The following is a 12,363-nucleotide window of genomic DNA, read 5'->3' as shown; positions in this document are numbered from 1 at the left end:
TTTAGAGTAAAGAATAAAGAGTAAAGACTGGGAAATTGAAAACTTTTCATTTTTCACTATTAATTCTTAGTTATTCACTCTTAGTTCTTAGTTCTCAAAAATGTAATTATATGAAATTAAGCCAGATAAGTGTTTTATTATGCCTCTTATTGATAGAACCGGTTTTTGCAGGAAAAGCCGACCAGCCGGTGAAAGACGATCCTTACACGGTTCCGGTATCAGTCAAGTATACATTATCCCCGAAATGGAAAGATCTCCACTTCAAGAAAGTTGTAGCAGACGGGGATAACAGCATTTTTATATTGACCGATGCCGGCCTGTTCCGCGATTTTCCGGGGGAAGTCATTTCCAAGGATCTCCGGTATGCTTCGCTGGCAGACAAGCATCCTGTGGATATTTGTATCCAGGAAGGGACTGGTTACCTCTATTATCTTTATCCCGACCGTTTTCTTACCAATAAACACGCCGGTACAATATGTGGCCTGTTGCCTGAAAACCAATATAGCCACATTGCAGTAAATGGTGATGATGATGTGCTATTGATAGGAAAGCAAGGAGGCGTCTTGTATAACCGGGGCAGGAAAATAAGAGAGCTGGATGTGCCACAGGGTGGATTTGTCAGGTTGTATGTATCGGACAATCAATTTTGGTATTTATCTGCTACGGGTATCTATTGGCTCAAGGACGATAAATGGATAAAAATCCATTCTGGTAATAGTATGACCGCGATAGCGTTCAATGGCGACAAGATCGCGGTGGGCACAACGGATGGCTATTTTGTGATCGACCGGAGCGGAAAAATCATTGAACCTCACAATAATAGGCTTCCTGTTCCCGTTATTACCAATATGTTGACGGTGGATGGTAAATATTGGTTCGCCACCGAGGGAGGTGCTTTTGTAAAACAACCGGAACGGTTCGACTATTTCGCCTCTGAACGTTGGCTCGATCAGGACAAAATCGTGGATATGGCTGCCGATAACAAGGGGAACCTATACTTTTTAACCCCGACCGGATTGAATAAGGTGCAGTTCGTACAGGAAACCCTGGCTGAAAAAGCGGAGTTCCTGCAGGATAACCTGCGCAAATATCATCTCCGCTATGGTTTTTCATCTGCTTCACGGTTGGTCGACCCCGACGATCCCACCACCATGCGCCTCGATGATGATGATAATGATGGCTTATGGACTTCATTCTATCTGGGAAGCCAGGCGTTCCGTTATGCCGTCACCAAAGAAGAAAAGGCCAAAGAATATGTATGGGAGTCGTTCGAGGCTTTTGAGAGGCTGTTGGTTATCCATCCCATTACGGGATTTTCGGCAAGGACATTCGAACGGACGGGCTATATTGCCGGAGATACGGTTCCCTGGAGGCCTGCACCCGATAAGAACTGGTGGTGGAAAGGAACTACCAGTACCGATGAGTTTGTCGGCTATCTGTTTGTTACGTCGGTGATAGACCAGTACGTGGCACAAACGCCGGAAGAGAAAAAACGGGTAGCCGACTACATCGACGCCATTATGACCCATATCATCACCAATGATTATTATTTTATAGATTATGATGGTCAACCCACGCTCTGGGGAAGATGGAATCCCGATTATGTGAACTCATTCGCTACCACGCAGTTCGACCGCAGGCTGAACAGCACGCTGACCATTACGGGGCTCCAACTGGCCTATAAGCTGACAGGGAAAGAGATCTATAAGACAGAGGCTTTTCGTTTGATGGAAAAGCATGGATATCTCGATAATATGAAAATATCCATGGCTAATATCCGGTTTACTTCCGGATTCCAACACGATGGAATCACCATGGGAGAGGACTGGAACCATTCCGATGATGAGATGGCATTCCTCACCTACTGGGTGTTATATCATTATGCTTTCAATGATGATCTAAAACAGGAATATGCGGAGATGATACGCGACCATTGGGAAATTGAAAAGCCTGAACGCAATGCCCTCTGGAACCTTTTGACCTATGGTACTTCAGGTGATATGGACTTGGAATCCACCATCTGGTATTTGCAAGGCTTTCCCAAAGACCGTAACCGTTACGTGATAAAAAACTCGCACCGGAAAGACCTGGAATTCCTGCCGAAAGATATCCACACCAATTTCAGGGAGCAGACAACGACCGAACTTATTCCTAAAAGGGAACGCCCCATGAACCGGCATAATAATAATGAGTTTATTATTGACGGGGGGCGGGGAGCGCACCAGCAACTTACCGGCGATGAATATCTGTTGCCCTACTGGATGGCGCGTTTCCTGAATGTGATTTATTGATTTACTGATCCCGATAAATCGAGATAACTTGTCCCGACAAGCCGGGAAGTTATGATGATTCAACAACTCAACAACCAAATAATTGATTATAAGATGAAACGGAATTTATTTGTTTTTTTAATTGCTATTTTTTGCTTTGTTGTAAGTTATGCGCAACAAGCTGTTACACCTGAAACGGCACTCAATGCCTATGTGCATAATGATGACCCTACCTGGGGATGGGAAGTGCGGAACACATACCAAATGGATGATACAAAGGTTTATTCCTTGTTGTTTATTTCTCAGAAATGGCATGGCATGCTGTGGAAGCATGAATTGATTATCTTTGTCCCGGAGTCTGTAAAACAGGATGGCGCACTCTTGTTTGTTGACGGAGGCTCGGTAAGCGATGGCATTCCGAGATATGCAAAGGAGGACAATGCTTTGTTTATGTTCCTGTCTGCCCTGGCTAACCGCAACAACGCCCTTGTGTGTGTGTTGAAACAAGTACCTAATCAGCCCCTTTACGGTGACTTGAAAGAAGATGCATTGATCTCCTATACGCTCAATGAGTTCAGGAAAGACAACGATTACTCCTGGCCGTTGTTGTTCCCGATGACGAAAACTGCCTACAAAGCCATGGATGCGGTACAGGAATTTGCCACTCAGCTGTTGGATCAAAAGATAAACCGTTTTCTTGTCTCTGGGGCATCGAAACGTGGATGGACCACCTGGCTCACAGGAGCGCTCCAGGATCCCCGTGTGGTGGCAATTGCACCCATGGTAATCGAAATGCTCAATATGCCGGCCAGTCTCGACTACCAGAAGCAGATCTATGGAGAATACAGTGAAGAGATCAATGATTATGTCAAGCTGGAAATTCCGCAGGCAATGCATAGTGAATTTGGGAATGCCGTCGTGCAGATGATAGATCCTTATTCCTATCGGGATAAACTGACAATGCCCAAAATGATTTTTATGGGGACAAACGATCCCTATTGGACCGTTGACGCCATTAAGCATTATATCAACGGTATCCCCGGGCATAACCTGTTGCATTACGTTCCTAATGCCGGTCATGGTTTGGGAGATAAGGTACAGGCTTTTGGAGCGCTCAGTTCATTTTTCGCGCATATGTTGAACAAGACGGATTATCCTACCTGTGAGTGGAACCTGACGGGGAAAGGTAAAAATATTGACCTGAAAGTAAAAGCCTCTCCTGATAACTTGGTAGGGGCTACCCTATGGGAATCGGTTTCAGACAGCAGGGATTTCCGTAAAGCTACCTGGACTAAAAGTGATATACAGCTTAATGCCAAGAACAGGTCGGCTGTCGACATAAGGATCCAATATCCGAAAAAAGGATTCCAAGCCTTTTATGTGGATCTGGTCTATAAAGATCCCTATGGTGACGAGTATACGGTCAGTACACGGACCTTTGTCTCGGATAATAAAAAAGTATTTGTAGAGTAATTGCTGATTTTTAGAAACTGTTTTGAATTTTTTCATCAATTGTTTTTTAGTAATTTTCTGATGGATTTGGATTTTCATTTATTGAAATGTAGCGGGCTACTTGAAAGAAATGAAAATTCGAAGGCGCAAAAAAGGGCAAAAAACAAGATGAAAGAGTGAAAAAATAAGTGTAAAATAATTACTCGTAAAATTCAAAACAGTTTCTTAATTAATATATAAATCAAAAGTGATGAGAGGAATTCTTATACTGGGTTTATTGTTTTTTATAGGAAGCCTACCCGCCCAGACGTTGGCAGAACGTCTGGGATATAAAAAAACGGATAAACTGCTAATTATCAACAATGACGATGCCGGTATGTGCCATGCTGCCAATACCGCTACGATTGAAGGAATGGAGAATGGGTTTATCAGCTCGGCTACCATCATGATGCCCTGTTCCTGGTCGAATGAGATCGTAAAGTATGCGAAAGAAAATCCGGATAAAGGATTTGGTGTACATCTCACATTGACCTCGGAATGGAAGAACTACAGATGGGGTACGGTAGCGCCGCGCAATGAAGTCCCGGGGTTATATGACGAGCAGGGATATATGTGGAAAGGTGTAATGGAAGTATATAAATCCTCCAATACCGAAGAAGCCTTGATTGAAGGCAAGGCACAGATCCGTAAGGCGTTGGATGCAGGGGTACCGGTCACCCATATCGACTCCCATATGGGAACCTATCAGTATTCACCGGACTATATGTACGTCTACCTGCAATTGGCAGAAGAGTTTAACCTGCCGGTGCGTATGCCGTCGCAATCCACACTGGACAATATGGGAGCACCTTCTTTCAGGGATATCTGTAAGGAGAAAGGAATTATTCATCCCGATTACTTTATTCACGAGGAGCTGCAAAACTACAAAACAGAAAATCTGGAGGAGTTCTGGACAGAGTATATTAAGCATATACAGCCCGGAGTGACGGAAATTTATATTCATGCGGCCACGGAAGGAGACGAGATACGGGCGATCACCGGTTCCGCTCCCAAACGCATAAAGGAATTGGAATTTTTTACCAGTGACCGGTTCAGTCAATTGATTGAAAAAGAGGGTATCATTGTTATCAGTTACCATCCCTTGTTTGAATTGCAAAGAAAAAAATGAAAATAATAAAAATCATAGGGATCTTGTTGCTGGTGTTACTTCTCCTGGTCTGTATTTACAGTTACACCAATATGCGCGACCGTCATCCGGGATATAGTATCGACCTGAAAATCGAAAGTAAGGAACCGGGAGTCATGCGTGCCGGCTTTGCCGCGGTTACGATCACGCCTGAGTATATGGAACCGTGGAACGATGTGGACAGCAATGCACGTTATGAGCCGAAGAAAGGAGATACCTATGAGGATCTGAACGGAAACGGGAAATTCGATACCTACTGGATCGCCGGTTTCGGAAACAGGGTTGCTGCACAGGGTGTGCATGACGATCTATGGGCGCGTACGATGGTGCTGGATGATGGCAATACCCGCCTTGCAGTGGTAGCAGTGGATGTGATCGGTATGTTTCACCCGATGGTAATCGATATCCGGAAAATGCTGCCGGAAGAAGCAGGCATCACCTATCTGGTGATTACATCCACCCACACCCACGAAGCCCCGGATCTGCTGGGACTTTGGGGTAAGTCACCCTTCAAGAGCGGTGTGGACAAAGAGTGGAAAGAGTATATAAAGAAACGGGTAGTCCAATCTGTCGTGGAGGCCGTGGATGCATTGCGTCCTGCCCATTTCCGTTTTTCCCAAAACCTCACGGAGGGGATGGTGACGCTGAAAGACACGCGTGAACCTTATGTCTTTGACGAAGGCCTCAGAATGATGCAGGTCACCGATGCCGAAACCTCACAAACGCTTGGGACACTGATCCAATGGGCCAACCATCCCGAAACATTGTGGAGTAAAAACCTGCTTATCTCCTCAGATTTTCCCCACTATCTGAGGGAAGCCGTCGAGAAAGGGGTCTATTACGGAGACAGCCTTGTCAGAGAGGGGGTCGGCGGCGTTGCCCTTTATGTAAACGGGGCATTGGGTGGATTAATGACTACCCATGCCAGCATGGAGGTACATGATCCGTTCCGCGATACGGTGTATGTAGATCCGTCGTTCGATAAGATACGTGCCCAGGGAGATACCCTTGGATTGATCATACTCCGTACGATGGAGGAAAAAGCTGTTGAAGTGAGAGAAACCGGGATCAACCTACGCGCGAAGACGTTCGAACTTCCCCTGAAAAATAAGCTGTTCCGCCTTGCTGCCGCTATCGGGATAATGGATGCGGATATGACCGGATGGATGAAAAAGCGTACCGAAGCTGCTGTATGGAGCATCGGGCCGGCCGGTTTTATCACTTTCCCGGGAGAACTCTATCCCGAGATATTGAACGGGGGAGTAGTGGCCTTACCCGGCCGGGATTTTCCGGTTGGTCCTCAGGAAACGCCACCTCTACGTGACCTGATGCAGGGAGAGTTCCGTTTTGGCATTGGTCTTGCCAATGACGAGATCGGGTATATAATTCCCAAAAGCCAGTGGGATGTGAAGGAGCCGTACGTATACCGGGACAAGCCCTACTACGGTGAACAGAATTCGCTCGGTCCCGAGACTGCGCCACTTTTATATAGAGAATTGCGCCAACTTCTGGAGGAGTTACCTGTTACTCCCCCACTCTCTTCTGTGATCGAACAGGCGAGGGATGCACTGTTGGAACGGATTATTTCCGAAGTTCCGGCAGGGAAACTGAATGAGTTGACCCACCGGCAACTGTCGCGAATGATCACTGAAGAGGAGAAAGAGATCTTCTCCAACGATCATTGGCGTTTTACAGTCGATGCTCCCGCCCTGGTATCGGTGATGCGTCATAAGGGACAGGAAATCGTTCCTTTCTGGCTGGAGGAAAAGGGATTCCACAAGACCGATATGTCGGTATCCAACGAAAATTACGACTATGAAGTATGGCAAAAGGAGTTTCCTGCCGGAGAGATTAACCTCGGGATCAACGGATTTGACCTGCACCGGGTGGTCTATTTTGTGACGATCGGTCCGGTTGCCGGAAATCAGATGCCAAAAATTTTGCATCATTCCCCCGACAGATGGAAAGTGATCCCGATGGAAAAAGGAGCTTATACCTATAACGACTGGGATGAATTGGTGATAGAACAACTGCCCGAAGAGCTTGAAGGGCATATTCTCTTTACCACTATACGGGGACGTGCACGTGAAGCTGCTATATTGAATTCTTTTCGGGAGACAGCCTATCCTGCATCACCTGAAGCGGATCAGATTGTACTGACCTGGTGTGATGATCCGGCTGCTACACAGGCGGTCCAGTGGAGAACCGATACTTCGGTCGATAAAATGACGATTCGTTATAGGAGTAAAGAGAGTGATAAGCAGGAATTCTCGGAGGCACCGGCTTCACAACAACTGCTTAGCGATAAGTATATCCACAACAACCCCGTTGTAAAACATTGGGAAGTAAATATTACAGGGTTACAGCCTGATACTGAGTATAGTTATCAGATATATAATGCGGATAGCGGGAAAGAGAGTCCGGTTTATACATTCCGTACAGCACCCGGGGAAAAATCGTCATTCACCTTTATCCATCTGGGTGATACCCATAACGACGATATCGTGGAAACGGTGCTGAAACAGGCAGTGAAAGAAGTGCCGGATGCCGCATTCCTGGTACATTCGGGAGACCATGTAAATACCGGGTTGTTCAGGGACCTATGGGATAAATATCTACATTCCGGAAGGGATGTTTTTCCCCGATTCTCTTTTGTTCCCACTCTGGGCAACCACGACAGCCAGGATGGCTTGCCGCCTACGCTTTATACGCAACTGTTTATGTTGCCTCAAGACAAAGCCTGCGGCCTCTCTCCTGGACGCAATTATACTTTCTCCTACGGGGATGCACGTTTTTTTATGATCGATGCTACAGGTGATGTAGAGAAGATCGCCTGCTGGCTGGAAAAAGAACTCAGACAGACCAAAGAGAAGTGGAAAATAGCTGTCACCCACTTTCCTCCTTATGTGGAGGATAACTCCTACCCCGACATACGCAAATCATGGTGTTCACTGTTCGACCAATATCGGGTCGATCTGGTATTGTCGGGACATATCCATCAGTATTTCCGCTCCTACCCCATTTATAATGAGCAGGTTGTAACTGACCCGAAGAACGGAACGATCTATCTCTCTTCGGTAGTGGTCGAACCTCGCAAACCTGAACCGCCATCCGAAAAGTACAATGAAGTGTATGCCAATAAGGGAGGATTGTTTCAGGTTATCCGTGTCGATACCAATACCCTCAATTTTATATCCAAACGATTTGACGGCACGATCATAGATCAGTTTTCACTCAGGAAATAAATAATCAAACAATAAAGAGATGCGCTACAACAGACTTTATTCTACAATACAGGCTATCTCTGTCAGACTATTCTTTTGCTTCGTTGCATTTTCTTTCATTGCAGCTTCTCCTTATCCTGACAGAGTGGTATTAACCTGGGCGGGGAATCCATCCAACTCCCAGGCTGTCACCTGGAGGACGGATCGCTCCGTGCAACGCGCGCTGGCACAGATTGCCGTGGCAGAAGAGAATGGACATGATATCAGGCCTACTGAGATAGAAGCGACAACCACAACATTTAGCAGTGAATTGGGTGGAGAGGTCTGTTACCATAGTGTGAACTTCACGGGACTGCTTCCCGGAACCACTTATACATATCGGGTAGGGGATGGGGATGTATGGACTGAATGGTTTCATTTCAGGACTGCTTCCCCCAACCCGGAACCCTTTTCATTTATTTACTTCGGCGATGCGCAGGCAGATATTAAAACTTATTGGTCACGCGTTTTCCATCAGGCCTTTCGACATGCTCCCTATGCGGCATTCACGCTTCATGCCGGAGACCTCATTAACAGGGCCGAAAATGATGATCAATGGGGTGAATGGTTCAATGCCCCGGGATGGGTGAATGCTTCTGTGCCGGTAATTGCCACTCCCGGAAATCATGAGTATTTTTATGAAGGAAGGGGAGAGAAGAATGACAGAAAGTGGACCACTAAAGAAGGGGATACCATACGGGTACGTATTGAGGAAGAGATAAAAAGAGATGCTGAAGGAGTAGAAACCGGTTCAACAATCAGGGCACATAGTGCGGATGGCAAAACAGGCGTTATACAGCTTGATGCCAAGAGCCGGATTATTGGTACTGATAAGGGTATCCGTGCGATGACCGGATACCGGGAAAAAGAGTTGGCAGGGGTCAAAGCGAACCAGAGTCCGCTGCAAGACCGCTATGCCGAACCCGGTTCACCACGTTTAAGTAGCTTCTGGCAGCCTCAGTTCACTTTCCCCCAGAATGGACCCGAGGGAGTAAAAGAGAGTTGTTATTATATCGATTACCAGGGAGTACGGATCGTTTCACTCAATTCGAATGAAAAAGAAGAAGAGCAGCTCGAGTGGTTGCGGGAGGTACTTTCCAACAATCCGCATAAATGGACAATCATTACCTTTCATCATCCGGTCTTTTCTCCGACATTAGGTCGTGACAACCCGGAATTACGCAGTTTGTGGAAACCGGTATTGGATGAGTTTAAAGTCGACCTGGTCTTGACGGGGCATGATCATACCTATGCCCGCACCCATTCCGAAGGGACTGCATATATTGTCTCCGTCAGTGGACCGAAACTATACCATCTCGACAAGCAGGAATGGATGCATCGATCCGCCGAGAAAATACAGTTATACCAGATTATCCGGATAGACTCCGGCGAGCTGACCTATGAGGCGTATACCGCTACGGGGAGGTTATATGACAAGTTCACGCTCAAAAAGCAGGAAGGTGGAAAAAATAACCTGATGGAGGAGATAACAGATACAATTATGTCAAAATAAATAGAGGGAGATATAATCCTATGAAGTTAAGTCATATTATCATTACGTTGGCAGGCCTTTTCTTTTTGTGGTCCTGTACGCAGAAAAGCACGATTGAAGAACTGGTTTTGACCGATAACTGGTATATCCATTCTGCTGAGGGATTGGATCAGGATGGAGAGACATTATCTGTCTCTCCGGTGACGGATAACTGGATACAAACATCTTTACCCGCCACGGTGTTAGGGGCATTATGCAATGCAGGCGTATACGAAGATCCCTTTTTTGGTATGAATCTGGAAGAGATACCGGTTGAGCAGTTCAAAAAACCGTGGTGGTACCGGACCTCTTTCGACCTGACAGGGTTCGATCCGGAGAAAGAACAGACTAAGTTGCTGCTGGACGGCATTAATTACAGCGCCAATGTATGGCTCAACGGCCACCTGATCCTTTCGGCAGACAGTGCTTTCGGAGCCTTCCGACAGTTTGCCTGTGATGTCACCCCTATCGCTTTGGAATCGGGAAATAATCTGGCTATCGAGATATTGCCTCCGCAGCCGGGTGATTTCTATATGGGGTTTGTCGACTGGGCACCTGTCCCACCCGACCATAACATGGGTGTGTACCGGCCGGTAAGGATCAAGCGGAGTGGAAAGGCTTCAATCGACCGTCCTTTTGTGATAACCGATGTGAACACCGAAACATTGGATGAAGCCACCCTGTCCATTTCGGCAGAACTGACCAATCATCATTCCGAACCAAAAAAAATGACCCTGGAAGCCAGGATAGAAAACAGTGTGGTCAGTGAGACTTTTACTGTGGAACCGGGTAAGATCTTTCTGGCCGAACTCGGCCCTGAAAAATTCAAAGAGTTGACCATAAAGAATCCCCGTCTCTGGTGGCCAAACGGACTGGGAAATCCGGAAATGTACACCATGCATCTGTCGCTGAAAGAGGGGAATACGCTCTGCGACACGGCGACGGTCCGCTTCGGTATCCGTACCATAGATACCTATCTCAATGAACAAAACGTACGGGGATATAAAGTAAACGGAAGGGAAGTGCTGATCAAGAGTGCCGGTTGGGTAGATGACCTCTTTCTTCGTGATAACACCCGTAGTAACAGGGCGCAGATACGCTACGTAAAGGAAATGAACCTTAATTCTCTCCGGTTTGAAGGCTTCTGGGGGACGAGCCGGGAGATATATGACCTCTGCGACGAAAACGGTATCCTGCTGATGGTCGGATGGAGCTGCCAATGGGAATGGCCCGATTACCTCGGCCTGGAGATGGAGGTTCCGGAAGAGGATGAGAATATTCCCATCAATGAAGGGGTCGATAAATATGGCGTGAAAATCACTCCTGAAGAAGAACAATTGTTATCGGATATGTTCAGGGATCAGCTGTTGTGGCTGCGTAACCACCCCTCTATTTTTGTCTGGGCGGTGGGTAGCGATGCCATGCCTAAGCCCTCATTGGAAAAGAAATACGCCGAGACAATGGAGAGGTATGACAAAAGCCGTTCGTTACTGGTCTCTGCCGGTGATTTTACCAGCGAGCTCTCCGGGGTAACGGGGATGAAGATGAACGGGCCTTATGAATACGTCCCTCCCGTCTATTGGTTCGAAGATAAAAAACTGGGGGGCGCTTTCGGGTTCAATACAGAAACAGGTCCCGGACCGCAAATACCCCCGATAAGCAGTATCAGGAAAATGATCCCCGAAGAATATCTTTGGCCGCCATTGAACGAGATGTGGGATTATCACTCGGGACGGAAGGACTTCAACAGTGTGAAAGTCTACCTGAATGCGTTAAACAAAAGATACGGCACACCGGAGAATCTGGAAGAACTGGCCATGAAGGCACAATGGGCGAATTATGAAGCCATCCGGCCGATGTTCGAGGCATTCGTCGTAAACCGTCCGGTAGCAACGGGAGTGGTGCAATGGCAGTTGAATTCAGCCTGGCCGGAATTTTACTGGCAACTTTACGATTGGTATTTAATGCCTACCGGCGCCTATTTCGGCACAAAGAAAGCATGTCAACCCATCAATATCATTTACAACTACCATGATAGGAAAATATATGTTTCCAACGATATATTGGGTGATATTACCGAACATACGGTCAGGGCAACATTGTACGACAGTCAGTCCAAAATAATATTCGAACAGGGGAAAAAGTTATCTGTAAAAGAGAATACATCCGTCGTTTTTGCCGAATTACCGGAACTACCCGGTAAAAAAGGAACCTATTTCCTGAACTTAACCTTGCATGACAGTCAGCACAAGCTGGTTGCCGACAATTTTTATTGGTTGTCGGGTCAGGAAGACCAGATGGATTGGGATCAATACTATTGGTTCTATACTCCCCAAAAGCGATATGCCGATTTCCACGAGTTGAATAACCTACCTCAGCCGCAGGTGGGCGCTACAAAGAAAGTGTACAAAGAGGGCGACGAATGGGTTGTAGAGGTAGAATTGAGCAATACCAGCAAGAATATCGCATTCAGCATAGAACTGTTATTAGTAGATAATCAGACAGAAAATCCGATACTTCCGGTGTATTGGAGTGATAATTATGTATCTTTGGTGAATGATGACACAAAAACGGTTACGGCTCGCTGTAGTCTGGCTGATGCAATATCTGAACCTTCGGTAATTATACAGGGAATAAATGTAGAACGGATAAAAAAATAAC

6 protein-coding genes are annotated in these 12,363 nt (G+C 46.4%); all 6 read left to right on the top strand.

All coding sequences use genetic code 11. The features are described from left to right. Nucleotides 1–110: 110 nt before the first annotated feature. The 6 genes from ABV001_RS13780 to ABV001_RS13755 all read left to right on the top strand — a co-directional run bounded on the left by ABV001_RS13780 (nt 111) and on the right by ABV001_RS13755 (nt 12,362). Nucleotides 111–2,291 carry a ligand-binding sensor domain-containing protein gene (locus ABV001_RS13780; RefSeq protein ID WP_352423341.1) on the top strand — a complete coding sequence of 727 codons (2,181 nt, stop codon included), beginning with the start codon at nt 111–113 and terminating at the stop codon, nt 2,289–2,291. A 93-nt stretch (nt 2,292–2,384) separates the two neighbouring features. Further along, the gene (locus tag ABV001_RS13775) at nt 2,385–3,743 is read left to right on the top strand and encodes a PhoPQ-activated pathogenicity-related family protein (RefSeq protein WP_352423340.1); all 1,359 of its coding nucleotides are present in this window, start codon (nt 2,385–2,387) and stop codon (nt 3,741–3,743) included. A gap of 229 nt (nt 3,744–3,972) precedes the next feature. Further along, the gene (locus tag ABV001_RS13770; protein WP_352423339.1) at nt 3,973–4,890 is read left to right on the top strand and encodes a polysaccharide deacetylase family protein; all 918 of its coding nucleotides are present in this window, start codon (nt 3,973–3,975) and stop codon (nt 4,888–4,890) included. Then, on the top strand, nt 4,887–8,153 hold the full coding sequence (locus ABV001_RS13765) for a neutral/alkaline non-lysosomal ceramidase N-terminal domain-containing protein (protein WP_352423338.1): 3,267 nt from the start codon (nt 4,887–4,889) through the stop codon (nt 8,151–8,153). The genes ABV001_RS13770 and ABV001_RS13765 overlap by 4 nt, the downstream gene beginning before the upstream one ends. Before the next feature lie 19 nt (nt 8,154–8,172). Then, on the top strand, nt 8,173–9,684 hold the full coding sequence (locus ABV001_RS13760) for a purple acid phosphatase family protein (protein ID WP_352423337.1): 1,512 nt from the start codon (nt 8,173–8,175) through the stop codon (nt 9,682–9,684). A 20-nt stretch (nt 9,685–9,704) separates the two neighbouring features. Then, nucleotides 9,705–12,362, top strand: coding sequence for a glycoside hydrolase family 2 protein (locus ABV001_RS13755; RefSeq protein ID WP_352423336.1), 2,658 nt, complete (start codon nt 9,705–9,707; stop codon nt 12,360–12,362). Nucleotide 12,363: the final 1 nt, after the last annotated feature.

Source organism: Proteiniphilum sp. (genome assembly GCF_040307845.1).
Lineage (GTDB): Bacteria > Bacteroidota > Bacteroidia > Bacteroidales > Dysgonomonadaceae > Proteiniphilum.
Note: the sequence above shows the minus strand (reverse complement) of the source record. Positions and strands in the feature narration are given on the sequence as shown.

Coding starts and splice junctions, on each gene's coding strand:
- ABV001_RS13770 (WP_352423339.1), top strand. CDS start 3,973: ATGAGAGGAATTCTTATACTGGGTTTATTGTTTTTTATAGGAAGCCTA.
- ABV001_RS13760 (WP_352423337.1), top strand. CDS start 8,173: ATGCGCTACAACAGACTTTATTCTACAATACAGGCTATCTCTGTCAGA.
- ABV001_RS13755 (WP_352423336.1), top strand. CDS start 9,705: ATGAAGTTAAGTCATATTATCATTACGTTGGCAGGCCTTTTCTTTTTG.
- ABV001_RS13780 (WP_352423341.1), top strand. CDS start 111: ATGAAATTAAGCCAGATAAGTGTTTTATTATGCCTCTTATTGATAGAA.
- ABV001_RS13765 (WP_352423338.1), top strand. CDS start 4,887: ATGAAAATAATAAAAATCATAGGGATCTTGTTGCTGGTGTTACTTCTC.
- ABV001_RS13775 (WP_352423340.1), top strand. CDS start 2,385: ATGAAACGGAATTTATTTGTTTTTTTAATTGCTATTTTTTGCTTTGTT.